Below are 25,960 nucleotides of genomic sequence, written 5' to 3'. Positions count from 1 at the left end.
CGGGGATATTGTCGTGAAATAATACTGCATGATGAGTTTTGTGATTGGAGCGGCGATCCTTCCTCCAGTCGCACCTGCGTTTTCTATTATCACGATAACTGCTATTTCGGGATTCTCCGCTGGAGCGTAAGATGCAAAATAAGAATGGTCATGTTCTCCGATATGCTCTGCTGTACCTGTTTTTCCAGCTATGGTGAGCCCCTCAATGTGACATTCGTAACCAGTACCCTCACTGTTGTTGACAACCGAAACAAGAGCTTCTTGAACGTATTCGAGATACGAAGGATTTATATGAATGGGTTCTTTTTCGATTTTCGACCTATAGACAACTTCATCCCTTTCGTTGAGAATTGAATCGACAATGTAAGGTTTGACGAGATACCCGCCGTTTGCTATTGAAGCGAAATACCTGATTATCTGAAGAGGAGTCGCGAGAAATTCGCCTTGACCTATACATAGATTGACAACAACTCCTTTAGGCCAATTACCCATTCCGTATCTGGTGTCCATCCACTCGCTGTCTGGGACGATTCCCTGGGCTTCAGGATACATATCTATCCCGGTTCTTTCTCCAAAGCCGAACATTTTCATCCAAGTTATGTATTGCATGTACCCTATTCTCAATCCTACTTGATAAAAGAAAATATCGCAGGATCTCATCAATGCGCCCGACAAATCGAGATGCCCATGAGGTCCCCCTGAACATTTGTGGGGCAAACCGTCTTTAAGATCAATGTTTCCTTCGCAAGGTTCCAGTGGGGGGCCTGTGTCGAGCACGCCAGCGGAGAGTGCCGCCAGAGCTGTTAAAGGCTTGATGGTCGAAGCTGGAGGAAAGTTGCTCGCTATAGCCCTGTTCAAAAAAGGGTGGAGAGGATTGGCTATTATGCTGTCCCACATTTCTTTTTTTAGTCCAAAAGACAAACTGTCAGGAGGGAACGAGGGTTTTGAAACCATCGCGAGAATGGCTCCTGTGTTTACGTCCATTACTATAGCTGTGCAGGCGTTATACCATAGGTAGAAATAGACTTTCTGTTGAAGCCGGGTATCTATGGTTGTATATACATTGCACCCTCTCGAAGGCAGAACTGGATCTTTTTCCGAAAAAGGCTGCAAAACCCTACCGAGTTTATCGACCTCAACAAATTCATATCCTATCCTTCCTTTTAGAAATACGTCATAGTATTTTTCAATGCCCAATTTTCCGACGAGGTCTCCCAGCCTGTAAATTGAAGAATCAAAGGTTTCAAGCTCAATCTGAGAAATTTCGCCGAGATAACCTATTACATGTGCGGTATATTTTCCAAGAGGATATTCCCTCACTGGTTCAGCAACAATTTGCACTCCCGGAAGTTCGTCTCTGTGCTCTTCGAGTTTGCTTATTAGTTCGAGGCTTACATCACGGGCAATTCTTTTAACCTGATAAGAATTGGTGTCAACTCTTTCAAATATGTAATTCTGGTTGACCCCGAGATAATAAGCGAGTGTCGGCGCTACACCAGGGTATTTTTTCAGAAGCTGAGGATCGACTAAAATTGAATAACCTGGCCTGTTTTTCGCCAGCAGAATTCCTCTTGAATCATAAATATCTCCCCTTGTCGGTTCAATATATCTCAGCTGTATGCTTGTCCTCGAAGATTTTTCCTGCCAGAAGTCTCCCTGCAGTATCTGGAGTTTGAATAAGTTAATTGAAATAAGCAAAAAAGCGAACGCGATAAAGTATTTAAGAACTTTTCCTCTTTTGAAATCCATCATTTTTTGATGAACCTGAATAGAGCAGCAATGTATGATATTTTTGAAAATACCAAAAGGAGAATATACAAAATAATCCCGCCGAGAAATGTCGAATACAAAATTTTCGGCAGTATCGAGACCATGAAAATGTTCAAAACACTCTCCGGTCTGGAAGAAATCCATAGAATTGAAGATTGTAGGAAATTGACGATCAACAATGAAAGCAGTTTGCCTATGGTGCTGTCAAAGAGGAGTTTGTTTCTAATGTTTCCCAAAACGAAACCGACACTGCTGTAAAAAATTATGCCAATCCCTATATAATACCTTGCATAAAAATCCATTATCAATCCAGCCATAAAACCGGCCCAAAGACCCATCCTCCTGCCTCCGTAAAAAGCCGCGAAAAGGACGAACACAGGAATTAAACTCGGGATAATGCCTTTAATAGAAAGAAATTTCACAAAAAAAAGTTCAAAAAAAGCCACAAAAAGCCCTATGAGTAGCCCATAAAAAATTCTCATCAGAGTATATATTTCCTTGAATCTTCTTCTTTTGCCACTAGCTCAAGTTTCCCTCGTACAACATCTTCATCTATGATCTTTTCACCCGGTTCTTCTGTCGCGTTGAATAGAATGTCTTCCAAAACAACGTTCAGTATTGTTTGAAGTCTTCTCGCGCCAATATTTTCTGAATCCCTGTTGAGTTCATAGGCAAATTTCGCCAACAATTTCAGAGAATCCTCTTCGAATTTGAGGTTAACTTTATCCTGTTTTAAAAGTTCTTGATACTGGATTATCAAGGAATTTTTAGGTTCTTTCAATATCCTGTGATAGTCATCCTCTTTGAGATCGTTGAGAATGACCCTGATTGGAAATCTGCCTTGAAACTCAGGTATCATGTCAGAGGGATTTGAAACGTTGAAAGCTCCAGCTGCTATAAACAATATGTGGTCTGTCTTTACAGCTCCATATCTTGTCTGAACCGTGGTGCCTTCAATTAAAGGCAGAAGATCCCTTTGCACGCCTTCTCTTGAAACATCTTGACCGGATTTTGATATATTTTCTTCACTTACGGTGATTTTGTCAATTTCATCAATGAAAATAATACCCTGTTCCTCTGCAAGGCGACAAGCTTCAATTCCAATATCATGTTCTTCAAGGATGGACGCCATCTCTTCTTCGCAAATAACTTCGAAAGCGTCTTTGACCTTCATTTTTTTCATTTTTCTTTTTCTCGGCTTTATATTTCCAATCATGTCCTGAAAATTTATACCCATATCTTCCATTCCCGCAGGTGATAAAACCTCTATGAAAGGTTTTCCCGCTGAAGAAGATATCGGTATTTCAATTTCTCTTTCGTCGAGTTCCTTTTTTTTCAAAAGCTTCCTCAGATTTTCTCTTGTCGAACTATCACCGCCCAAAATCACGGGTTTGCTTATTGGGAGCATTATGTCCAAAATTTTTTCTTCTGCTCTGGTCTCAGCCAAAGGTCTTATTTCTGCGGAAATTTTGTTTTTTATCATTCCCGCAGCCGTGTTTACCAGATCTCGAACCATCGAAGACACATTTTTACCTACATACCCTATCTCGGTGTATTGAGTGGCTTCAACTTTGACAAACGGAGCTTGAAGCAGTTTTGCGAGTCTGCGAGCTATCTCTGTTTTACCCACTCCAGTCGGACCTATCATCAAAATGTTTGCTGGAATAATATCTTCTCGAAGATTTTTGGGCACCCTTGCTCTTCTCCATCTATTTCTCACTGCTATTGACACGGATTTTTTGGCTTCTGACTGCCCGACTATATAAAGATCGAGAAATTCGACTATTTTTTTCGGAGTCAAGGAAGAGCTGAAATCTTCAATGATCTCAAATCCATTTTCCATTAACCGATTACCTCCACTGTTATTTCCCTGTTTGTGTAAATACAAATCTCTGAAGTGATTTCGAGAGATTTTCTGACAATATCCTCAGCCGACATCTTAGTGTAGCGAGTCAGTGCTCTTGCTGAAGCGATAGCGTATGGAGCTCCCGAACCGATAGCTATGATGCCATCTTCAGGTGATATGACATCACCTTGTCCGGATATCAAAAGAGCGTCTGTTCTGTCGACTGCCACCAACATAGCTTCTAGTTTCCGCAGAACTTTGTCTTTTCTCCACTCCCTCGCCAGAGCCACCGCCGCTCTGCTGAGCTGATCGGGATGTTCTTTTATATGTTTTTCGAATCTGTCAAAAAGAGAAAAAGCGTCAGCGACCGAGCCTGCGAAACCCACTACGACTTTGCCATCGGCCATTTTTCTGAGTTTCACGGCTTTTGATTTAATTATTGTGTTGCCGAAAGTTACCTGTCCGTCGGCTCCTATTGACGCCGAATTATCTTTCACGACGGCGAGAACAGTTGTTCCTTTTATTTGACTCACTTAAAAACTCCGTAGTTTGGAGGTTCTTCTGTTATTATTATATCATGGGGATGACTTTCCCTCAGTCCGGCTGGAGATATTTTTACAAAAACAGCTTTTTCCTTTAATTCGCTGAGGTTTTCAGCCCCCAAATACCCCATGCCTGCTTTTAACCCTCCTATGAGCTGATAAATTACATCGTCTAAACTTCCTCTGTAAGGAACTCTCGCGACAACCCCTTCCGGAACAAACTTACTCATCCCCTCTTGAAAATACCTGTCCGCGCTACCCTGTTTCATCGCCTGTAGAGATCCCATGGCTCTATAAACCTTAAAACTTCTTCCTTCGAGATACACTATTTCTCCAGGACTCTCATCTGTTCCGGCTAAAAGACTTCCTATCATTACTGAGTTAGCTCCAGCGGCGAATGCTTTGACGAGGTCTCCCGAATATTTTATTCCGCCGTCTGCTATCACCGGAACCCCAATTATTGTCGCCTGTTCAACTGTTTCCGTTATAGCCGTCAACTGCGGAACTCCAACACCCGCGACAACTCTTGTAGTGCATATCGAGCCTGGACCTATACCTACTTTCACTCCGTCAACCCCGGATAAAATAAGGTCTTTTACGCCTTCTCTCGTGGCTACATTTCCGCCCACAATAGTAGATTCGGGGTGTTCTTTTCTTATTGACTCTATCAATTTCAGAACACTCGCGGAATGGCCATGAGCGGTGTCAACTACGATTACGTCAACCCCTGAATCTAACAATGATCGAACCCGCTCCATAGTATCACCAGAAATTCCAACAGCAGCGCCTACTCGCAATCTTCCATCCTTGTCTTTACTAGCCAGGGGGTGCCACATTCTTTTTTCAACATCCTTGACGGTCATAAGACCAAAAATCCTACCGGAATCGTCGACTATCGGCAATTTTTCTATTTTGTATTTTTTAAAAATTTCTATCGCCTGTTCGATGTTCGTTCCGACGGGAGCCGTCCTCAAATTATCTTTCGTCATGACATTGAAAACTTTTTTATCCAAATCTTTTTCGAACATAACGTCCCTGTGAGTGAGAAGACCTATTAGTTTCATGTTTTCATCGACAACACAAAGACCTGATATATCGTTTATTTTCATTATTTCAATGGCTTTTTTCAGGGGTATTTCAGGTCCGATAGTCATAGGCGTACTGATCATTCCACTTTCGGATCTTTTTACTTTTTTCACCTCTTCACTTTGTTTTTTAACCGACATGTTCTTGTGTATGATTCCAATTCCGCCTTCTCTTGCCATTGCAATAGCCAACGAAAATTCAGTCACAGTGTCCATTGCCGCGCTGACAAGAGGAATTTTAAGTTCGATATCTTTAGCCAACTTCGTTGAAACATCGACCTGCTTGGGTAAAACTGAAGACTTTTGAGGAACGAGAAGAACGTCGTCAAAAGTCAGGGATTCTTTTATTTCATCAATCATTTTTTCCCCTTTTAAAATCAATTTTCTCCGCTTTTTGTCTCCAGTAATTCTCCATGATATCGATATTTTTCCGATTCATCTCGTGTCCTGATTCAGCCATTTTTTTCTCTACGAAACCAAACCTTTTATTGAATTTGTCAATCGTACCTTTCAATGCTTTATCAGGATCTACACCGAAATGATTCGCAAGATGAACGGTCACGAAAATAATATCGCCTATCTCTTCTTCTCTTTGGGCGGTGTTTTCGCTTTCGATCAATTCTCGGATTTCTTCCTGAAGTTTTTCGACAACTTGCTCGTGATGTTCCCAGTCAAAGCCTTTTTCAGAAGCTTCCTTCTGTATCAACGAAGCTTGTTTCAGAAAAGACACGCCTTTTTCTATACTTTTCATCCTGTTCCAGATTTTCTTCACTTCCTCCGGAGTCCCGGCTTTTGTATTGCCAAAAATATGAGGATGCCTGAATACGACTTTTTCTTTAACCTTTTCGAGTACGTTTCGTATATCAAATAATCCTTTTTCTTCAGCCACCTCCGACATCATGAGTAAAACAAGAAGCAGATCCCCCAGTTCTTCATTCAACTTTTCGGGCGATAATGAAATTGATTCTACGATTTCCTGAGTTTCTTCAATTAAATGGTTTGAAAGGCTTTCCAAGGTCTGAGACTTGTCCCATGGGCATTTCTTTCTCAAAAGAGAAACAATTTCGACAAAATCCCAAAATAAATCTTTTTCCATTTTCGATTTTACCAAAAAAACACCCTTCAGAGAAGTTTGTCAGCCCTTCCCCGCGCTGAATAATTAAAACCTGAATTTTTTATGGCCATCTCCATCTCGACTTGTTTTATGTCTGATTCCATCATCATGTCTATCAATTCGTCCAGAGATACTTTCGGTTCCCATCCGAATTTTTGTCTGGCTTTTGAACTGTCCCCCACCAACTTTTCTACTTCAGCGGGTCGAAAATAATCTGGATCTACTTTTACAAGAACTTCCCCCGTCGAATCGTCTATACCCTGCTCTTCCACCCCCTCGCCTTTCCAGGCAATAACAACGCCTATCTTTTTGAAACAATTCTCAAGAAAATACCTCACGGAGAAAGTCTTACCTGTAGCGATGACATAATCGTCTCCTTTTTCCTGCTGCAACATCAGCCACATCGCTTCGACATAGTCCCCGGCAAACCCCCAATCCCTCTGAGCGTTTAGGTTTCCTATGTACAATCGTTTTTGAACTTTATGCTTAATTCTCGCGACCGCTCTCGTGATCTTTCTCGTCACAAAAGTTTCGCCTCTTCTCGGTGATTCATGATTGAATAGAATCCCATTGCTGGCGTGAAAATCAAAAGCCTCCCTGTAGTTCACGGTAATCCAGTAAGAATAAAGTTTTGCCACTCCGTAAGGGCTTCTCGGATGAAAAGGCGTATTTTCATTTTGAGGAAATTCATGCGCTTTCCCGTATAGTTCGCTTGTCGAAGCTTGGTAAAACTTTACGCTGTCGTTAATATTTAGGATTCTCATTCCTTCGAGTATTCTTAAAGTGCCCAAAGCGTCAGACTGGGCAGTGTACTCTGGGGTTTCAAAAGAAACCTGAACATGACTCTGAGCTCCTAAATTGTATATTTCATCCGGCTTTATTTTGCCCAATAGTTTTATTATACTTGAAGAATCAGTCAAATCAGCATAATGAAGAAAGAGCTTTGCTCCAGGCATGTGAGGATCGTCGTAAATATGGTCAATTCTGTCGGTGTTGAAAATCGACGTTCTCCTTCTCATACCGTGAACTTCATATCCTTTGCCGAGGAGAAACTCCGCAAGATATGAACCATCTTGACCTGTTATGCCAGTAACTAAAGCTATTTTAGATTTCATCAGATCTCCTTTTTACTTAACAATAAAGATAAATATTGATACAATACAATAGATAAATAATCAATCGCTATTGGAACGATGAAAAAATTAATTCTATCCCCAGATGAAATAAATAGTTTTGTCCTTCAAGAAAATAAATGCATTCTTATTGAAAACGGCAAAATAGTTTTCGTCAACGACAGCATGAAGTTTCTTTTTTCAACGGACCCAATTGGATATTCTGTTAAAGATCTTTTTCAACCAGAAGACTTTTCCAGCAATTCAAGGTTGATTTCTCTGCTCAACAATCCTCAAAAACTCCACTGTTACTGGTTGGGCGTTCACATGGTTATTGACAGGATAATTTACCCGTCTAATATTCTTGTTTCATCCATCAAGATTAGCAATCGCTGGCTCTGGAGAATTTACGCTTTTTTCGATATAGACGATTTTTTCAAGAGGCATTTTTCATCTTTATTCCTGGATTATATTCCAGACGCCGTCGCTTTTATAGATTCGGAAAGCAATATAATAAGCGCTAACAAAGTATTTCTTGAGACGTTTGGATATGGCCTCAAAGAAGAAATTTTCAAAAAAAATATCGACCGTCTGATTCTGCCTGAAAATGAATACGCTGCAGGTAAAGAAATGACGAAAAACATCATGATGGGCATGAGACTGGGCAAAGATGATGTACCGAGGATTCGAAAAGACGGTTCGATTATTTGGGTCAGCATTGCAGGAGGCCCGGTTTATTTCGAAGACGACACTTACAACAAAAAAGACACCGAACCAATTGGTATAGTAGTTATATACAGGGATGTCACTGAACAGCATGTAAAAAGGGAAATATACGCGGCTCAAGAAATGAAAATTCAGAATTTCTACAAATACAGAATAAAGGCATCCGAGGCATACAACATTGAAGAAAGTCTGGAAATCCTCGCTGAAGGTTTTTATCAAAATTCATTTTTGGGGATTTTTTTCAACATAAATTCCGACAAAGGGAAATTGATTATCAGAAAAGGGCTATTCGAAAATACAATGTTTGAGGAAAAGGTCATCGAGCAGTTGAAAAGCAGATACAGAGACAACTTTTCTTATATTACTGAGAAGCATTATCATATCCTTGATTTTACAGAAGAAAGGACTAAATCGCCTGAGACGATCACAAATAAAATCCTGTTTTCCCCGTTTCTGATGAATGAAGATATTTACATAAACGAATTTCCAAAAAATTTCATTTTAGCCGTGTCTGAAGCTGAAAAAATCGAGTACAACGAAGAGCTTTTTTCAATGTACAGCCAGACAATCCACATATTGACACAACAAAATATTTTAAAAGAAAACAGGGAAAACCTTCTTCGAACTGAAGTTCTTCTTCAAACGGCAGGAGCTGTTTCTCATCGGATAACTCAACCACTCACGGTAGCGATGCTATCTACTTCACAAATACACAACATCTGTGAAGATCAAGCAATCATAAAGCATATAGATTTGACAATGGAAGCTTTGAAAAGAATGGAAGATGAAATAAAAAAATTGAGAAATATCACTGAATACAACACCGAAAAGTATATTGGTGAAACTAAGATAATAAATTTGAATTGATCAATGAATCCATGCTTTCAAGAATTTGCTTGGACACCTCCGAAACTCGTGACACGACTTTTTCATAAAATTTCTTTGACAAAACCTCGTCGTCGACGGGTTCTCCTCCAAGCTCGTCATAGACGAGAATGTTGGAAGGATAAGGTATAGAATCAACGCCTTGAAAAGGTCTGAATTTTTCAACTCCGCACAAGTATTCCCAATGAACCAGTTCTGGATCAATTGCCTGAATCATAGCAGTTTCATCGACCGCAGCGTGTCCGCCTGTTTTACCGAATAGTTTTACCGGGATATCCGAGCACAAAATCCACCAATTCACAGTCACCGAGTACAAACCGATTTCTTTGTAAATTCTATATTGAGCGTTTTTAATAGAATTAATATTGCCTCCATGGCCGTTAATTATCACAACTTTTCTGAAACCTATTCTTTTCAAGGAAAGGGCGACATCAAAAAGTATGTTTTCGAAAGTGGTCTCTGATAGAGTCATTGAGCCTTTATGCGGAAGCAGCCCTTTTGTCAAACCGTAAGAAATGGTAGGCGCTACAATCGCGTTGAGATCATTGCAAATATCCAATGCTATTTTTTCGGGGATTATAACGTCCGTTCCAAGAGGCGTCACTCCGTGAGATTCGATTGTTCCAACAGGGAGAATTACCGTGTCGATTGAATCTTCTTTCAATTTTTCCGACAATTGTCTGTTGTTTAGGTTTAGTAATCTTCTTTCCATACTTTAAAGTAATTTTAAAGCGATAATCACTCCCGCAGCGATTCCAGACGCGAAAGACAGGAAAACCAGGATTGAAACCACCGAATTTAAAAGAGACAGCTTTCTCTCGTATTTTTTCTGATTTTTCCAATATTTCTCATCGGTTTTCTTTTCCGGTTCTGTCCTTACCCACAATGCAGATTTTTCGACTTCGTCTATATGCTCGAATTCTTCAAAAGTTTTTGAGCTTTCTTTTTCAGGAAGGATTTCCAATTGTTCATCATCTGGAGGGGGTGGAGGAACTTTTAAATCCGGTTGGGTGTGTGTCTCTTTTTTGCCCTCGGTTTCAATTTCCTCTTCGTTTTCATCTGGTTTTAAAATTTCTTGAGATTTTGGAGCTGTCTCTGATACTACAGACAGCAAATCACCTTGTTTAAAATCGTCTTCTTCTTCAGCATCCTGAGTTATATTTTTCTGTGTGAAATCTTCAGGAGGAGGGGGAGGCATAGTTGTACTATGTTCGATAAGCAATTCGTCTTCTTGAGGTTCTTCTGCCGCTTTAGGTTTAATTTTTTCAATCAGTTGTTCAATCTTTTCGAGGTCGGCGATTTCCTGATCTGTTTTGGCGGTCTCCCTTGCCGCTTTCAGGTTGATTTTTGCAAGTTCCACATTTCCAAGCATTATATGGCAATGAACTGCTCCAACGAGGCTTTCGAACTTCTTCAACTGGCTTGATGTTCCCTTCTCGAAACAGTTCAAGGCTTTATCATATTTTCCTTTGCTCGAGTGGTATTTCCCGAAAAGGCACCAAATATAAGGATCGTTTTTGTTGACCTTCAGCAAATTTCCGATTTCTTCGGCAATTTTGTCGTCTATTTTTGATTCGTCAATCTTTTCTACGAATTCAATCGATTTTCTCAAAACGTTGTTTGTCTTAAGCATTTCGTTTATCAGCGAGTCAGCCATGTTTTTTTCTCCCGCCGAACTCTTCTGTAAACTCAGATTCTTCAAAGAGTAATAAGCATCAACCAAATGACCCAAGACTTCTGAATTTGCCGCTTGTATTACGACTTTTTGCGTAGCTGATTTTGAATAATCAATCGCTATCGCGAATGAATCCATCGCCTTTTCTTTTTCTTTCCTCTTGGAATATATCAACCCTTTTTGATATTGGAGGAATGCTATGATGCCCTTGTCCAGATCTTTCTCTGTTTTATATAGATTTTCAATGACCTCAAGGGCTCTTTCGTGTTCCCCAATTCTTCTCATTTTCTGAATTTCTTTCAAAATAGCTTTAATATCACTGTCTAACATAATTCTTCTCTTTTCGAACGGCGAGTTGAATCGGCTCTAATTTCTATGATTTTGTAATTGGTCCCTCTAAAACCGATCTTTTCAGCAATCGACCACGATTTCGGGTTGATCTCAGGAGCGAGATACAAAGGGATTTTTCCCTGTGAAATCAATTCTTGTGACAGGGATGATAAAACGTAAACCGCCCATTTTTCGGTTTCTTCTTTACTCGAAAACTCCAGTGAAATTTCAGCCGCATTTTTATCCATCCAAAAAACAGATGAGGTCGCGACAGTTACACCTTCATGAATCATCTTCACTTCAAGTGGTTCACCTCTGGAATTTCTATTTATAACAACATTTCCTCTCGGTCTCTGACATCCGGCTATCTGTGGGGTGTCACATTTCATCACTGTGTAAATTTCATAGCAACCCCTTGGGTTTTCAATCAGTTCAAGGTAATTGAAAGCTTCTTCCGGAATATCAATTTTATATCCGGAATAATCTCCATTTTCGTGAAGTTCGTCTACGAATAGCTGGATTTTTTTTCTGTCGGTTGTTTTGATAAAAATTATTTTTCGCATTTCATCTATGGCAGAGAGAAAAGTGGACTCAAATCCTCTCAAACCGAAAAGACGGGACATTGGATTGTTCATCAAAAAGAAGTTCGAGAGATAATCGCTCTCATCTTCCACAAAAACGCCAATGTAAGGAAAATCGTTTTTGTCGATACAATAAATTCTCTTCATTTTTCCTGGACTATTTCATATTCCATAATGCCATTTGAGCCGAATCCGAGTATTTTATAGCCGGAAGAATCAGCTACAAAACCGACCGTACCTTTCAAACAAGGGACTCCATCAACATAAGCCGGTGAAGATTGATCATAAGGGTTTAGAGCAACCGGAAGGTCCATATCGGATATTGATTTGGGACAACTTGAATTGGGAGATTCCAAAATAAACAGGTCAACGGATTCTTTTAATTTTTGCATGTTTATCTTAACTGACCTGTCGGCAAAACCCGACACTTGCTCTACTTGCTCTTCCATATGGTTGGAAGAGCAAGAGTATGCGAATAAAAGCAAGAGAAAAATAAAATATTTTTTCTTGCCCGTTGTATTCTCCTTTTTTTACTGCAAAGCGCTTTCAACAGCGGCTTCGATTTCCCCTTTCATACTCGGTGAAAAACCGACGAAAGACTTGACGATTTTTCCTGTAGAATCCAATACGTAAGTTTGTGGAATAGCGCCTCCGCCGGGGGACAGGACCATAGATATGAAGTCGTTGTTTGTCGTGTGGAGAGTAATGTAGTCAATCTTGTTCGAGGTGATGAAAGCCGGCAAAACATTTGCGTTTTCGTCGACGCTTATTCCAATTACGACTAAACCTTCGTCTCCATAATCATCTTGTAAACTTATCAAATGAGGAATTTCAACTCTGCAGGGACCGCACCATGTCGCCCAGAAATCTATGATATAAGCGTTTGCACCCAAAGAAGTCAGGGAAACTTCTTCACCTTCCGACAGCCAAGTCATCTGAGGAAAATTGCTGCCAGTCTTCATATCTGAGTTTGTAAAGGAAGAAATGGTGAAAAACTGAGGGTTTTCCACTTCTGATGAAGTTGTTTCAGTATTGTTTGTGTTGGAGCCCTGCGATGAGCTGCAGTTCAAAACTCCCGTTATCAAAAACACAAAAAAAGATAGCAATAAAGCGCTTCTCAAAAAAACCTCCTTTGATTTCTACCTGAAAAGAATTTTGTTTTTACCGATAATCGTGTTTATGGCGTCACGAAAATAAACAACGGCTGTTTCCCAGCTGGTGTCTTTAATGGCTTCTTGCCTGTAAAACTGTAAAGCTTTTTTGATCTCATTGAGCAAATTAACCGGAATTTTTCCCGTCGTAGCGGCTTCGTCGGATTCCTGAGGATAATACATTTTAAGCTCGTTTACCACCCTGTTAGCGAGATTCTTTAACTTGTCTTCGGGAGTTTTGGGAATGTTGAAAAATTCTTCAAGAGAAGAAGAAGGTTGGGCGAAATCTTTCGATTTTTTTATCGCAAAATCCTCTTGGAATCTCTGCTCTGTTTTTGGACGATCCAAGGAAGGTGAGGATTGCATTGATAAAGAATCATCAAAAGAAATTTTAGGTTTTGAAGTGAATCCTTCGAAATCAAAAGAATCGTTCGACTTTAAAGGGGTTGTTCTCTCGGGTTTCGTCACAGGCTTATTTATGTTGAAATCGTCCCCAAAACTTGAAAACTCGTTCTTAGTCTGCTTGACGTTTGATTCCAATTCAGATCTGAACATTTCTGTGTCGTCAAAGATTGTGTTGGTTTTTTTCGGCTGAGCTGTTTTCTTTCCAAAAAAGTCACCTTCTCTCTGGTAGGTTTCAGGTTTTGAAGGCTGTCTGTGGGATAATCTCTGAAATTCAGATTCCGACTCTTCCCGGGTGACTTTATTCATAATCAAAGACAATGGTTCGATGAAAATCGTAAAAATATTACCGCATTCTATGCACTCAACCGGACCCCCTCCGTTCGGAATTTCGGAATCTTTGATAGAATATCTGGTTTTGCATCTCGGGCATTCAATTATCATATTAATCCTCGTAATTTATTTTTCATTATCCAACTGATTGAATATCATAAAAACTCAATTTTGTCCACTTGCATATAACTCAGAGCTTCGGCTACATGTTCCCTCGCTATTGTATCGCTTGATTCCAAATCTGCTATGGTTCTGGAAACTCTCAGTATTTTGTCATAAGATCTCGCTGTTAGAGTAGATCTGTTCAAAGCTCCTTTCAAGAAGTCTTCGGATTTCTCTTTTAGAAGGCAATATTTTGAAATTTTTGAACCTGGCATCTGCGAATTATTGAAAATCTTGTCTTCTTCACGAAACCTTTGCCATTGTGCAAGACGCGCTTTGGCGACTCTTTTTCTTATGTCCCTGGAAGATTCGGAAGATTTCGACCAGACAATTTCTTCAAAAGACAGAGACGGGACTTCAACGTGAATATCGATTCTGTCAAGAATGGGACCTGAAAGCTTTCCCAGGTATTTTCTCACCTCTCCGATAGAACAATTGCAATGACGGAATCTGTCGCCTCTGAAACCGCATGGACAAGGGTTCATGGCGGCTAACAGGACAAATCTCGAAGGAAAAACAACCGATCCTTTTATTCTAGAAATGGTCACAAAACCGTCCTCTATAGGCTGTCTAAGAGATTCTATTGATTTTTTTGAAAATTCCGGAAATTCGTCAAGGAATAGAACTCCGTTGTGTGCAAGGCTGACTTCTCCAGGCTTGGGCTCGCTTCCTCCTCCTACTATTGCCACGTGTGAAGCGGTGTGGTGCGGAGATCGAAACGGTCTCCTTTCTATGTAGGGTTTTTCTCTTGAAAGCAGACCTGCCGCTGACCAAATCAAAGACGTCTCCAACATCTCCTCTTCTGTCAAATCAGGCATAATCGAAGGATATCTCCTTGCCAGCATAGTCTTTCCGGCTCCTGGCGGACCAACCAGCAGTATGTTATGCCCTCCAGCAGCTGATATTTCAAAAGCTCTCCTGGCGAAAGACTGTCCTTTTATTTCGCTGAAATCGAATTCAGAATGGCTGGTTCTATCAACAGCTTCAATTTCATCGCACCTTTTAGAGCCTTTCTCGAAATCATTAAGTATCACTTCAATGGTCTGGCGGAGAGTTTCCACAGGAAATATCTTTAAACCTTTTATAAGACAAGCTTCCGATTCGTTACCCCGGGGCAAAATAACCTTTTTAACGCCATTTTCTTTCAATCCGGCTACCATTGGCAGAACACCGCTTACCGGTCTGCATGAGCCGTCAAGAGCCAATTCTCCTATCACCGCTGCGTCATCCGACAGCTTTTTCATGCCTTTCGAGGCAAGAATGATAGTGACCGCGATTGGAAGATCGAATGAAGCGCCTTCCTTTCTCACGTCTGCCGGAGCCAAATTAACTGTTATCTTTTTAACGGGAAATTCTATACCCGAGTTGTATACGGCAGATTGAACCCTGTCTTTGCTCTCTTTGACAGATGAATCCGGAAGGCCTACGATAGCGAATGAAGGAATCCCTTTTAGCAAGTTCACTTCGACTTTGACCAGTGAACCTTCAATTCCATTTACAACAGAACTGAAAATTACAGAATACATTCCAGTATCTCTGTTTCCTTTTCAGGTTAGAGTTTTTTAAACTATGGTTGAATTTATATTACATGCTAATATCAATGTTTTCAAGCTTCAAGAAAATACATAACAAGGAGCGATCATGCTGTCAAAAAGTCAAATCAATCTGATAATCAACAATTGCAAAAAAATCCCTGAAATTGATAGCACCTGCGACCTTAGACCATATATCGAACACACATGCCTAGGGTCTGAAACCACCGAAGAAAAGATCGTCAAAACCGCTAAAGAAGCTCTCGAAAACAAATTCCACGGAATTTGCGTCCCACCTTCAAAACTTTCTTTTGCCAAAAATCTTATTGAAGGTTCTGATTTAAAACTGGTAACAGTGATATCTTTTCCGCTGGGGTATTCAACAACGATAATCAAAACAGCTGAAGCTTCCAACGCGATAGACTGCGGAGCTGACGAGATAGATATGGTAATTGACATCGGCAGTGCACTCGAGGGAAATTACAATAGAATCCAAAGAGAAATCAGCGCTGTGGCTTCTGTTTTAAGGGAAAATACACCTTTAAAAGCAATAATCGAAACAGCTCTGATGAACCAAGAGCAAATCATTACCTTGTGTTATCTCGCAGCATTAAGCGGAGCTTCTTTCGTCAAGACATCGACGGGTTTTTCATCCCGAGGAGCTTCAGTGGAGGATGTCTTACTTCTAAAATCGACTTCCGATTTCGTTCAAGAAAATTATGGACTAAAACTTGGAATCAAAGCTTCCGGTGGAATAAAGGAGAAAATTCAAGCTCAGAAACTCATTGCCGCAGGAGCCGACAGGATAGGCTCTTCAAAATCCTTGCATCTGTTATAACAGTTCAGACAAACTTCAACCTAGGATCCGCTTTTAAATGAAAAGGATCCGATCCATTTTGTTTTGCGTATTTAAACTGCCCCAAATATGCTATCATCGCCGCGTTATCACCGCAAAGTTCCTTTCTGGGCCTGAAAACGCAGCATCCTATCTTTTCGCATTCAATCCTCGCCATTTCGTATAAAATATCGTTAGCGGCTACACCCCCGGTCAGCAGGAGTCTATCGCATTTAAAATGCTTAACTGCAGAAAGAGACTTTTCAACGAGAGATTCAAAAAGCGAAGCCAAGAAGGACAGGGCTATGTTGTTTTTCTGTTCTTCTATCTTCTCTTCACTCATTTCTCTTAGTGCATACAAAACCGATGTCTTTAAACCAGAATAACTAAATTCATAATTTGGCAAATTCGGCTTGGGAAATCTTATGAAATCCTTATTCCCTCTTTTAGCGAGTTTCTCCATTTCCGCTCCAGCCGGGTATTGCAATCCAATCAATGTTCCGACCTTGTCTATAGCTTCTCCGGCGGCGTCATCTCTCGTCGATCCGAGTAGTTTATAATCTCCATGATCCCTGACGAGAACAAGCATCGTGTTGCCTCCTGAAACTATCAAGGATACAAAAGGAAATTCGATGTCCGGGCAATCGAGCAGTCCTGCGTAAACATGACCTTCGAGATGGTTTACGCCGATATACGGTTTTTGATGCACCCAAGCCCATGTTTTTGCGAAAACAAACCCAGACAAAAGAGAACCGATCAATCCCGGACCTCGCGTCACCGCTACCAGCTCAATTTCATCTTGCGATACCCCTGAAACTTTAACCGCGTTATCGAATATCGGTAAAAGAAATTTTATATGCTCTCTGCTTGCTAGTTCCGGGACTACACCTCCGAAATCGGAATGAATACTCTGCTCCTTTTTAACGTGCGCGAGTATTTTTCTACCCGAAAGGATGGCTATGGAAGTGTCATCGCATGAAGTCTCAACACCCAAAGTCAAAAATGCAGGCGCTACCATCAGAACTTATTTCGGAATCAATTTCACCTGCGATATTTCAAACCAGGTTGTCTCAACTTGACCGTAATACGGCCATTCTATTTGCAGCTCTGACGAGTGCATATCACTCCTCGTAGGTCTTGTGAAAAGAACAATATCATCGGTGCTTATCTGATCTATCAAGGAAGCCGAAACGAGAGCAAAAAGTTTGACCGAATCAGGCATGGCGTAAAAACCCGATGATCCAGTTATTGTGACGGGAAGTTTTTTTTCAATCAAGACCAAAGAGTCCAACTTGAAATCGACAACAATAAATGAATCTCTTGAAAATGGTTTAGTAGGCATTTGAGGTATTTCCAATTCCACTGTGCACTGTATGCTGAAGCTGAAATCTTCTCCCAATTCCGGTTTCACTGTCAAAGGTCTCTGCCTTAGTTTCTTGAGATCTTCTCTTCCCCCAACCACCCATGTGTAATCCGGTTTTATGGAGTATTCCACTATCCTCCAATTAGATTGAATAAGAAGAGATTCTTCGATTTGTAATGGCAAAAACAAACTGTCGAGGTTTTGAAGAAAAATTTGCAAACTGTTTTTCCCTTGTGTTTTAACCCCTATCCAATCGGGATAAATTACATTTTCAGGATAAATATCAAGATTCTGTTCTCCCGAAGTCACCGATTGCAGGTTTAAATAAACATAGGGTTGCCCAAATTTGCCAAACAGAAAAAAATCTCTAAGGGTTCCGACGAATTCAATCTTAACAGAATTGGGAACATCTCCGTCGAAAACAAGCGAGTCCGGCAACTGAATTTGAACTGGAACTTCAATAATTCTGTTGTATGGAGTCTGAAGAATAACATAAAACCACAGTATTACAGCGGAAAAAAGGGCTATCAGTTTAAATTTAAGGTTATGTTTGAAAATATTCAAGAAAAAAACTAAAATCGATTTCAACCTGGACATAAAATCCTCTCATCCGAAAGTAAAAGTTAATTGTATTTTATAGTAAATAATGTTATTCAACAAGATTAAAGAATATGACAGAAAGACACAGCACAAAAAGGAAACCTAAAAATGCCGTCAAAGTGGGCGATGTTGTAATTGGAGGCGATTCTCCGATCGTCGTCCAATCGATGACGAATACTCCCACCAAAAACGCAAGCGCCACCCTCGATCAAGTTCACAGTTTGCATGAGAGCGGATGCCAACTGGTCAGAGTCTCGGTTCCAGATAAAGAATCCGCCCGGTCTCTTACACAAATTGTCAAAAAAGCCCCATGCCCAATTATAGCCGACATTCACTTTGACCATGAACTCGCCCTGAGATCTATCGAGGCAGGAGCACAGAAAATCAGAATAAATCCGGGAAACATAAATTCCAACATAAAAGTCGACAAAATAATAGCAGCTCTAATCGAACACGGAACCGCTGTGAGAATTGGCGTAAATTCAGGTTCTCTCGAAAGGGAACTCTTCAAGCTCTATTCTGCTAACCCTCCCTTAGCTCTTGCAAAAAGCGCGGAAAAATGGACGGATTATTTCACGCAGAAAGGCGTTGAAAGGATTGTCGTCTCAATTAAATCATCCTCAGTTCCGGCGACGGTCAAGGCAAACGAGATTTTCTCAAAAATAAACAGAGTTCCTTTGCATCTTGGAATCACAGAATCAGGCACCGTGAGATCCGGTACAGTATTTTCATCTGTTGGACTGGGAATTTTACTTCATGAAGGGATAGGAGATACTATTAGAGTTTCTCTGTCGGGAGATCCTGTCGAAGAGGTATTTGTCGCAAAACAGATTCTCGCTTCTTTAGGTCTTTATGACAAACTTCCAAGGGTTATAGCCTGTCCAACATGCGCGAGGTGTACCTACGACGTTGTAAACATTTCAAAAAAAATCGAACACAAACTATTGAAATACAAAAGCAACATAACAGTTGCAGTCATGGGTTGCCAGGTAAACGGTCCAGGTGAAGCAAAGGAAGCCGACATTGGAATAGCGGGGGGCAAGAATTATGTCCTGTTGTTTAAAAAAGGAGTTGTAATAGCCAAAATACCGAAAGATACGGCTGAAAAGACCCTATGGCAGGAAATAAAAAAAATTATCACATAGCGGTAACTGGAAAAGTCGGCTCGGGTAAATCTTTAGCCTCGAAATTCATTCAAGAAATGGGTTTTCTTCTCATAGACGCAGACCTTATAGGCCACAAAATTCTTGAAAACGAAGAAATAGCAAAAAAAGTAAAAAAAATCGCTGGGTTGGAAATCATCTTAAACGGGAAAATTGACAGGCAGAAACTAGGAGAAATCGTTTTTTCGGATGCGGAAAAAATTGAAGCTCTTAACTCTTTGTCATGGCCTTTGATTATAAAGGAAATAAAAAGACTCACTGCAGAGAATTCAAGAACTGTGACCGATGCGGCGTTGCTCTCTCAATGGGGGATCGACGATAATTTTGATCTAATAATCTACATAAATTCATCTTTGGACAATATCCAAAGCAGATTGTCAAAGCGGGGATGGAGCGCCGCCAAAATTCAATCCGTACTTAGAAATCAAAACTGGACAAATATCCCAAATTCCTACATTATAGTTGAGAACAACGGAATACCAGATGCTTTAAAAAAGAAAATACTTGAACTAATTTTAGTGAGAGGTGCTGTATGAATTTTGCATTGTTATTATTAATGGCCGTATCAGCGGATATAGTTCCGCAAAACGCGAGAGACCATATACACAACGGTCTTGATTACGCCTATCTCGAAGAATACGACAGCGCTTTTGCACTTTTTGAAAAAGCCGTTGAATCCTCGCCAACCCACCCCGCAGGGTATTTTTTTCTTGCTTATCTCTGCGATTTATACAACAACGATATGCTGTCAGATAAATACGATGATGATTTCAGGCAATATTCGGAAAGAGTCATTCAACTTTGCAATTTAATTTCTGAAGACGACCCAGTTGCTTCAAACTTCTTCAGAGGTTCCATGATATTTTCACAGGCACTGAACAACGCTCAGAGAGGCAACTATTTAGGAGCGCTTTCGCTGGCAACCCCCGCTTATGAAGAACTAAAAAAAGCTTTTGACGCTGAAAATTCTCTTCACGACGCCGAATTGGGTATCGGAGCTTATCTTTTTCTTCGCGGAAAACTTGAAACAACTATTTTCGGAGGAAACCGGCTAAGAGACGAAGGTATTATGAAAATAAAGAACTGCGCAGAAAACGGGGAATATCTCGATATCGCCGCTAAAAACCTTCTAAGCCTTCTCTATCTGGAAATGGGAAAGAAACATGAAGCAATAGCAACCATCATGGAACTCATAAACATCTATCCGTCAAACAGGACATTTCATTGGGCTCTTTTGAAATGCTATCTTAAAACCGGAGATAATGAAAAAATCGTGGAGACAGGGTTAAAACTTGTCACCTTGATTAATGACGGACCGGAAATTCCACCAGGAAATCTCGCAAACGTGTATTATCATATCGCCCAAGCGTATTATAACTTGGATGAAAAAGATAAAGCCGAGGAATACTGCTTAAAGGTTTTAAACCTCCCCCTCGATGATTATACAAGGGATTTCAAAAAGAAAGCTCAGGATTTAGCCAGAAGAATATAGCGGGCAACGGGATTCGAACCCGCGACCTTCAGCTTGGGAAGCTGACACTCTACCAACTGAGTTATGCCCGCTTGATTTCAGATTTTTCTGGAAAGACGCTTACGAATTTTTTCCTTTTTCGATTTTCAAATCTAACTATACCGTCAATTAAGGCAAACAAACTGTCATCCCTTCCTTTTCCTACATTATCACCTGGATTTATCGGCGTTCCTCTCTGTTTGACCAAAATTGTCCCCGCAAGGACTTTTTCAGACGAAAACCTTTTCACGCCAAGATATTTTGGATTTGAGTCTCTTCCATTTCGACTGGAACCTACACCTTTTTTATGAGCCATATTTACCCCTTATCCGATTTTAGATATTTTTACTTCAGTGAAATACTCCCTTGAACCAGCTGTTCTGCGGTAGTTTTTCTTGCTTTTCATCTTGAAAACTCTCGTTTTATTGCCTTTTTTATGCGCCATGATTTCGCCAATAACTTTGATCCCGGAAATTACCGGTTCGCCGTATTTAATTTTATCTCCGTCTCGAAGAAAAAGAACACGGTCAAATTCAAGCTGTTTTCCCGATTCACTTATAAAACCGGGGACTTTGACAATATCACCTTCTGAGACAATCTCTTGAACCCCAGAGTTTAACTCGACTATCGCGTATTTTTTTTGTATTTTCACAAGCTCTCCTTTAATTTCAGATAATAGATTTCAACGGTCAGATAGATTCTGGCGCCACACTGCTTTCAGGCACCGTTATACCACCTGTTGTATCCTCCAAGTTTTCCAAAGTGGAAAAGGTATCTTTTATTGTATCTGATGTCAATAACAAAGATTGATAATACTCCTGGTCTTCTGTTGTAGCCCCGGAAGTATCTTCTTCTATTAACTCATCGGTGTATTCCCCGATGTAAGGTTGAAGTTCGATTTTTCCCCCGCCGGAAGATGAATTCTGAGCGGGGCTTTCTGGTCCGGCGTAGATTTTCTTTGAACCAAAAATCACGAGACTGAGAGTGAGAACGGCGAACAATACCGAAAGGACTATTGTAACTTTAATTAAAAAAGTTGTACCTCCGCTTCCTCCGAAAAATGTATTACCCATTCCACCGAAAACACCTGAAAGGCCTTCGCCCTGAGATTGCTGAATCAAGATAACGATTATCAAGACAATAGAAATCAGAATATGCAGAGATAACAATACACCTATCAAGGTCATTCTCCTTTGTTGCTTATTTGGATTATTCTTTTGAAATCAGTCGGAATTAAGCTTACACCACCTACAAGGGCTCCGTCAATATCCTGTTTTTCGCAAAGTTCCGCCCAGTTCGATGGCTTGACGCTTCCTCCGTATAGGATTCTGATGTCGTTTTCCCCAAATTTATTATTCAAAAATCTTCGAATGAATAAATGCATTTCCTGAGCCGTATCGCCCGTTGCCACCTTCCCTGTTCCAATTGCCCACACAGGTTCATAAGCTATATCTATAAACCTTGCGCTTTCGGGCGAACACGAGGCGAGAGATTCTTCGAGTTGTCTGCCGACAATTTCGAAAGTCTGATCTTCCTCCCTTTCCTTTTCGGTTTCGCCCACGCAAAGTATTACTTTCAATTTTTCGTCAATAGACGCTTTTACCTTTTCTGATATTTCCTCACTCGTCTCTTTGAATATTGTTCTCCGCTCGGAGTGGCCGAGGATAACAAAGCCGCATCCGACCTCTTTCAGAAACTTCGGTGAAATTTCTCCTGTGAAAGCCCCGTTTTTTTTCCAAAAACAATTCTGAGCTCCGACAACAACTTTTGAATCTTGTGTTATTTTCACTGCTTTTTCTATAAACACAAACGGAGGTGAAATTCCAATTTGAACTCTTTGAAATTCAATAGAAGCTTTAACGGCTGACTCAGCCCACAAATTTGTGCTCTCAAAACTCCCGTTCATTTTCCAGTTGCCGCAAATAAACTTCATGAAAGTCCTCTTTTAGAGAGTGCTTCAAGGGACGGCATTGGAAGTCCTGCCATGAACTCGAGGGAAGCTCCTCCCCCGGTCGAAATATGAGAAAATTTGTTTTCCATTCCAAATTTTTTCACCGCCGACGCAGTGTCCCCTCCACCAATGACGGAAAGAGATCCCTTTTCAGTGGCGTTTGCGACAGCCGCCGCGACTTCTTTTGTTCCCGTGGAAAAACTTTCAATTTCGAATATTCCCATAGGTCCGTTCCATATTATTGTCTTTGCGTCCTCAATAGCTTTAGAGAATATCCTCATGCTCAGTGGTCCTATGTCTACGCCTATTTTGTTTTGGGGTATTTCTGCGTTGTCGCAATATTCTATTTCTGCGCCTTCACTGATTTCTTCAACCACGGCACTGTCTTTCGGCAATATAAAATTAACTTTTGCTTCAGAACCTATTTCTCTTATGATCTTTTTCGCCATGTCCATAGCTTTTACATCGAGTATAGACCTTCCGATTTCAAATCCCTGCGCTTTTAAGAAGGTATAGACCATACCTCCTCCTATCAGTATTGTGTCGGCAAATCTCGCGAAATTCTCTATCAACTCAATTTTTCCCGTTATTTTTGAGCCGCCAATAATCGATACGACCGGTCTTTCGTAGTATTTCATAGCTTTGGTTAAATACTCTACTTCTCTCTTCATCAGGCAACCCGCCAAAGCATAGCTTCTTTCTCTAAAAACAAGCGCAGCTCCATATGTTGAAGCGTGCGCTCTATGAGCTGTTCCAAAAGCATCGTTGACATAAATCTGGGCCAACGATGAAAGGCTTTTAGAAAAAACGGGATCGTTAGATTCTTCTTCCGGATGAAAACGTAAATTCTCAAGAAGGAGCATTTGCCCGGGAACAGTTTCACCCGCGCTTTTTTCGGCAATATGACCTACACTCTCCGTGACGAATCGAACTTCTTCACCGAGAAGTCTGGAGAATCTCTCCGCAACAGGTTTCAACGAAAATTTAGGATCCGCCCCGCCTTTAGGTCTGCCAAGATGGCTGCAAGCGATTACAGCACAGTTATTTGACAATAGTTTTTTTATTGTTTCGAGAGATTCAACAAGCCTGGTATCGTCGCTTATTTCACCTGTATCTTTGTCAAGGGGGACATTAAAGTCCCCCCGAAGCAATACTTTTTTTCCGTGAAAATCGACATCGTCGAGAGTCAAAAAGTCAAGTTTCATTTATTACATCTTGCTTGAGATCAAATCCACGAGGTGTATGACTGTATTGGAATAACCCAGTTCGTTGTCATACCAGGATAACACTTTTACAGTATCTCCTAACACCATTGTCGAAAGAAGATCGACTGTGCTCGAAGCCGGGTTGCCTATAAAATCAGCAGACACAAGAGGTTCATTAGAAACCTGAAGGTAGGGTTTCATCGGTCCTTCAGCGGCTTTGATAAACATTTCGTTGATCTTATCCTTTTCCGCAGGTTTTTTCAACCTCACCACCAGATCCACAAGCGACGCATCAGGAGTTGGAACTCGTATAGCTATGCCGTTGAGCTTTCCATCTAATTCCGGTATGACAAGACCTATCGCCTTTGCAGCCCCCGTTGAAGTAGGAATCATGGATAGAGCTGCACTTCTCGCCCTTCTCAAATCTTTATGAGGTAAATCGAGAATTTTCTGGTCATTGGTGTAGGAATGTATCGTAGTCATAAGTCCTTTTTCAATACCGAAATTATCGTTCAGGACTTTAGCCACCGGCGCGAGGCAATTCGTGGTACAAGAAGCGTTTGATATCACATGATGCTTGGAATTGTCGTATACACAGTGATTCACGCCCATAACAATCGTCGCATCGACAGTGTCTTTCGCGGGAGCCGAGATGATTACTTTTTTTGCTCCCGCTTCAAGGTGCATGGCGGCTTTTGCTCTCGTAGTAAATATACCTGTGGATTCGACCACTATATCAACCCCGAGTTCTTTCCAAGGCAATTTCGTCGGATCTTTTTCCGCGATAACTTTAACTTTCTTGCCGTCAACGATTATTTCCGAATCAGCGACTTCAACTTTGCCTGGAAAAATTTTATGAACGCTGTCGTATTTGAAAAGGTGGGCTAAAGTTTTCGAATCTGTAATGTCGTTTACCGCCACAAAATCAACACCTGGTGCGTTTATTCCGTTTCTAAGTACAAGTCTTCCTATTCTTCCGAACCCGTTGATTCCAACTCTGACTGACATTTGATCTTATCCTTTACTCTGCTGATTTCTGATGTTTTGGATGTAGTTTGGCTATCTTTTCATCTACCAGTTTTGCGACATCTTCCTTAAAATTTTCAAATTTATCTTTAGCGTCTCCATATAAATCCACGCTTTTATTTGAAATATCGGAAGCCATCCCTTTTATTTTTCCTCTCGTCTCGGATCCGCTGTAGGGGGCGAATAACAGCGCAACACCGGCACCGACAAAAGCACCCGCCAGAAAACCAACCAATATTTCACCGAGGCAGTTTGAATCTCTTGACATTCTTACCTCCTTTTACGTCTGTTTTTCAAAAAACCGAAAAATTTCCTAATCGTGCTAAAAGTTCTATACATGAAAATTGCAATCGTCAAAAAATTTCTTATTCTCCCAATTTGAGGAATAAGATTCGTAGCGGCGTATCCTGCTAAATTCATGGAGGATGATTTTTGAGGAATTCTTTGCATAGATTGAGATATCGAGTGGCTTACACCCTGGAGTATATTCTTGGCTTCATGAGAAATATTCTTCAGTTCCGCAATCGCTCCCTGAAGTTCAGCAATAATCCTGGGAATCTCAACGTTGGCGAGATAAACCGTCTTTCTGGCTTCTTCCAAAACTCCCTCCGTCTTCCTGATAAGAAAAAAGAGCCTGAAAATTACAACCGCCAGAGCCAACGATACGACTGATATGTCGATTGCTATAATTAATTTAAAAACATCCATTTTATTAACTTTACATTAAAATAACAGCCCTGTCAATTTTATCTCCCTTGACTTAGCGTGGATAAGTTCATATTAAAAATGAATTTCGAAAGATTTGCAATTTTGGTCTGGAATATCTTCTAAATTGTAACCATAAACATAACCTGGCGATTCTTTCTTAACATAATCCAAAAAATCATCAAGAGGCTCGTCTTTTAGATCTAATACAATTTCTACTGTCCCGTCGAATAGGTTTCTGACCCAACCCCTGCAGTTCATTCGCCTGCAGTGTTTTAAAACAAAATATCTGAAACCTACGCCCTGGACGTCGCCGCTTACTATTACTTTTTTCATAATAAAGATTATACAGATGG

At 40.6% G+C, this 25,960-nt stretch carries 30 protein-coding genes and 1 tRNA gene; 5 read left to right on the top strand and 26 right to left on the bottom strand.

Annotated elements, in window-relative coordinates; genetic code table 11:
• The 7 genes from mrdA to gmd form a co-directional block, all read right to left on the bottom strand.
• The coding region (mrdA, locus tag JXA84_03855) for a penicillin-binding protein 2 (GenBank protein ID MBN1150341.1) at window positions 1-1,749 on the bottom strand (1,749 nt) is incomplete at its 3' end.
• A complete protein-coding gene (gene mreD, locus JXA84_03850; protein ID MBN1150340.1) occupies window positions 1,749-2,252 on the bottom strand; it encodes a rod shape-determining protein MreD in 504 nt (167 codons plus the stop codon). The genes mreD and mrdA, both read right to left, overlap by 1 nt.
• Complete coding sequence (gene hslU / locus JXA84_03845; protein MBN1150339.1) at window positions 2,252-3,613, bottom strand: ATP-dependent protease ATPase subunit HslU; 1,362 nt, start codon at window positions 3,611-3,613, stop codon at window positions 2,252-2,254. Before hslU ends, mreD begins: the two co-directional genes overlap by 1 nt.
• A complete protein-coding gene (hslV, locus tag JXA84_03840; protein ID MBN1150338.1) occupies window positions 3,613-4,149 on the bottom strand; it encodes an ATP-dependent protease subunit HslV in 537 nt (178 codons plus the stop codon). The genes hslU and hslV overlap by 1 nt, the downstream gene beginning before the upstream one ends.
• Window positions 4,146-5,603 carry an IMP dehydrogenase gene (gene guaB / locus JXA84_03835; GenBank protein MBN1150337.1) on the bottom strand — a complete coding sequence of 486 codons (1,458 nt, stop codon included), beginning with the start codon at window positions 5,601-5,603 and terminating at the stop codon, window positions 4,146-4,148. Before guaB ends, hslV begins: the two co-directional genes overlap by 4 nt.
• Window positions 5,596-6,339 carry a nucleoside triphosphate pyrophosphohydrolase gene (gene mazG / locus JXA84_03830; GenBank protein ID MBN1150336.1) on the bottom strand — a complete coding sequence of 248 codons (744 nt, stop codon included), beginning with the start codon at window positions 6,337-6,339 and terminating at the stop codon, window positions 5,596-5,598. Before mazG ends, guaB begins: the two co-directional genes overlap by 8 nt.
• Window positions 6,340-6,365: 26 nt before the next feature.
• Window positions 6,366-7,472 carry a GDP-mannose 4,6-dehydratase gene (gene gmd, locus JXA84_03825; GenBank protein ID MBN1150335.1) on the bottom strand — a complete coding sequence of 369 codons (1,107 nt, stop codon included), beginning with the start codon at window positions 7,470-7,472 and terminating at the stop codon, window positions 6,366-6,368.
• Window positions 7,473-7,550: 78 nt separating this feature from the next.
• Here gmd and JXA84_03820 point away from each other — a divergent pair, with 78 nt between their 5' ends.
• Entirely contained in the window at window positions 7,551-9,062 is a 1,512-nt protein-coding gene (locus tag JXA84_03820) for a PAS domain-containing protein (GenBank protein MBN1150334.1), read from the top strand.
• On the opposite strand, the gene JXA84_03815 is transcribed toward JXA84_03820, so the two are convergent.
• The 7 genes from JXA84_03815 to JXA84_03785 all read right to left on the bottom strand — a co-directional run bounded on the left by JXA84_03815 (window position 9,040) and on the right by JXA84_03785 (window position 15,240).
• Window positions 9,040-9,792, bottom strand: a complete 753-nt coding sequence (locus JXA84_03815) for a creatininase family protein (protein MBN1150333.1) — start codon at window positions 9,790-9,792, stop codon at window positions 9,040-9,042. The genes JXA84_03820 and JXA84_03815 overlap by 23 nt on opposite strands.
• Window positions 9,793-9,795: 3 nt before the next feature.
• Complete coding sequence (locus tag JXA84_03810) at window positions 9,796-11,085, bottom strand: hypothetical protein (protein ID MBN1150332.1); 1,290 nt, start codon at window positions 11,083-11,085, stop codon at window positions 9,796-9,798.
• Entirely contained in the window at window positions 11,079-11,813 is a 735-nt protein-coding gene (locus tag JXA84_03805; protein ID MBN1150331.1) for a hypothetical protein, read from the bottom strand. The genes JXA84_03810 and JXA84_03805 overlap by 7 nt, the downstream gene beginning before the upstream one ends.
• Entirely contained in the window at window positions 11,810-12,115 is a 306-nt protein-coding gene (locus JXA84_03800; GenBank protein MBN1150330.1) for a hypothetical protein, read from the bottom strand. Before JXA84_03800 ends, JXA84_03805 begins: the two co-directional genes overlap by 4 nt.
• 81 nt (window positions 12,116-12,196) lie before the next feature.
• Window positions 12,197-12,787, bottom strand: a complete 591-nt coding sequence (locus JXA84_03795) for a TlpA family protein disulfide reductase (protein MBN1150329.1) — start codon at window positions 12,785-12,787, stop codon at window positions 12,197-12,199.
• 18 nt (window positions 12,788-12,805) lie between these two features.
• Window positions 12,806-13,663 carry a zinc-ribbon domain-containing protein gene (locus tag JXA84_03790; GenBank protein MBN1150328.1) on the bottom strand — a complete coding sequence of 286 codons (858 nt, stop codon included), beginning with the start codon at window positions 13,661-13,663 and terminating at the stop codon, window positions 12,806-12,808.
• A gap of 44 nt (window positions 13,664-13,707) precedes the next feature.
• Window positions 13,708-15,240, bottom strand: coding sequence for a YifB family Mg chelatase-like AAA ATPase (locus JXA84_03785; GenBank protein MBN1150327.1), 1,533 nt, complete (start codon window positions 15,238-15,240; stop codon window positions 13,708-13,710).
• Window positions 15,241-15,355: 115 nt separating this feature from the next.
• Between JXA84_03785 and deoC the strand changes: the two genes are divergently transcribed.
• On the top strand, window positions 15,356-16,084 hold the full coding sequence (deoC, locus tag JXA84_03780; protein ID MBN1150326.1) for a deoxyribose-phosphate aldolase: 729 nt from the start codon (window positions 15,356-15,358) through the stop codon (window positions 16,082-16,084).
• 4 nt (window positions 16,085-16,088) lie between these two features.
• On the opposite strand, the gene tsaD is transcribed toward deoC, so the two are convergent.
• Together tsaD and JXA84_03770 are read right to left on the bottom strand one after the other, a co-directional pair.
• Window positions 16,089-17,099: a tRNA (adenosine(37)-N6)-threonylcarbamoyltransferase complex transferase subunit TsaD gene (gene tsaD / locus JXA84_03775; GenBank protein ID MBN1150325.1), complete on the bottom strand. Its 1,011-nt coding sequence runs from the start codon at window positions 17,097-17,099 to the stop codon at window positions 16,089-16,091.
• A 6-nt stretch (window positions 17,100-17,105) separates the two neighbouring features.
• Entirely contained in the window at window positions 17,106-18,041 is a 936-nt protein-coding gene (locus JXA84_03770; protein ID MBN1150324.1) for a hypothetical protein, read from the bottom strand.
• Between the two features lie 74 nt (window positions 18,042-18,115).
• Between JXA84_03770 and ispG the strand changes: the two genes are divergently transcribed.
• The 3 genes from ispG to JXA84_03755 are packed head-to-tail and all read left to right on the top strand — an operon-like array spanning window position 18,116 to window position 20,699.
• Complete coding sequence (gene ispG / locus JXA84_03765) at window positions 18,116-19,189, top strand: flavodoxin-dependent (E)-4-hydroxy-3-methylbut-2-enyl-diphosphate synthase (protein MBN1150323.1); 1,074 nt, start codon at window positions 18,116-18,118, stop codon at window positions 19,187-19,189.
• Window positions 19,159-19,743, top strand: coding sequence for a dephospho-CoA kinase (gene coaE, locus JXA84_03760; GenBank protein ID MBN1150322.1), 585 nt, complete (start codon window positions 19,159-19,161; stop codon window positions 19,741-19,743). The genes ispG and coaE overlap by 31 nt, the downstream gene beginning before the upstream one ends.
• Complete coding sequence (locus JXA84_03755) at window positions 19,740-20,699, top strand: tetratricopeptide repeat protein (GenBank protein ID MBN1150321.1); 960 nt, start codon at window positions 19,740-19,742, stop codon at window positions 20,697-20,699. Before coaE ends, JXA84_03755 begins: the two co-directional genes overlap by 4 nt.
• Here the strand turns inward: JXA84_03755 and JXA84_03750 are convergent.
• The 10 genes from JXA84_03750 to JXA84_03705 form a co-directional block, all read right to left on the bottom strand.
• Window positions 20,698-20,770 (bottom strand) — tRNA-Gly (locus JXA84_03750). The genes JXA84_03755 and JXA84_03750 overlap by 2 nt on opposite strands.
• A complete protein-coding gene (rpmA, locus tag JXA84_03745) occupies window positions 20,761-21,033 on the bottom strand; it encodes a 50S ribosomal protein L27 (GenBank protein ID MBN1150320.1) in 273 nt (90 codons plus the stop codon). The genes JXA84_03750 and rpmA overlap by 10 nt, the downstream gene beginning before the upstream one ends.
• Window positions 21,034-21,042: 9 nt before the next feature.
• Window positions 21,043-21,369 (bottom strand): 50S ribosomal protein L21, encoded by a 327-nt coding sequence (rplU, locus tag JXA84_03740; protein ID MBN1150319.1) that lies wholly within the window; start codon window positions 21,367-21,369, stop codon window positions 21,043-21,045.
• Between the two features lie 37 nt (window positions 21,370-21,406).
• Complete coding sequence (secG, locus tag JXA84_03735; GenBank protein MBN1150318.1) at window positions 21,407-21,904, bottom strand: preprotein translocase subunit SecG; 498 nt, start codon at window positions 21,902-21,904, stop codon at window positions 21,407-21,409.
• Entirely contained in the window at window positions 21,901-22,650 is a 750-nt protein-coding gene (locus JXA84_03730; GenBank protein MBN1150317.1) for a triose-phosphate isomerase, read from the bottom strand. The genes secG and JXA84_03730 overlap by 4 nt, the downstream gene beginning before the upstream one ends.
• The gene (locus JXA84_03725; protein ID MBN1150316.1) at window positions 22,647-23,873 is read right to left on the bottom strand and encodes a phosphoglycerate kinase; all 1,227 of its coding nucleotides are present in this window, start codon (window positions 23,871-23,873) and stop codon (window positions 22,647-22,649) included. The genes JXA84_03730 and JXA84_03725 overlap by 4 nt, the downstream gene beginning before the upstream one ends.
• A 3-nt stretch (window positions 23,874-23,876) precedes the next feature.
• Window positions 23,877-24,881, bottom strand: coding sequence for a type I glyceraldehyde-3-phosphate dehydrogenase (gene gap / locus JXA84_03720; protein MBN1150315.1), 1,005 nt, complete (start codon window positions 24,879-24,881; stop codon window positions 23,877-23,879).
• 13 nt (window positions 24,882-24,894) lie between these two features.
• Complete coding sequence (locus JXA84_03715) at window positions 24,895-25,167, bottom strand: YtxH domain-containing protein (protein MBN1150314.1); 273 nt, start codon at window positions 25,165-25,167, stop codon at window positions 24,895-24,897.
• A gap of 2 nt (window positions 25,168-25,169) precedes the next feature.
• Complete coding sequence (locus JXA84_03710) at window positions 25,170-25,607, bottom strand: hypothetical protein (GenBank protein ID MBN1150313.1); 438 nt, start codon at window positions 25,605-25,607, stop codon at window positions 25,170-25,172.
• A gap of 72 nt (window positions 25,608-25,679) precedes the next feature.
• Window positions 25,680-25,940, bottom strand: a complete 261-nt coding sequence (locus tag JXA84_03705) for an acylphosphatase (GenBank protein ID MBN1150312.1) — start codon at window positions 25,938-25,940, stop codon at window positions 25,680-25,682.
• Window positions 25,941-25,960 lie beyond the last annotated feature (20 nt).

The sequence above is a fragment of the candidate division WOR-3 bacterium genome, from assembly GCA_016926475.1.
Taxonomy (GTDB): Bacteria; SDB-A; SDB-A; order SDB-A; family SDB-A; genus JAFGIG01.
Note: the sequence above shows the minus strand (reverse complement) of the source record. Positions and strands in the feature narration are given on the sequence as shown.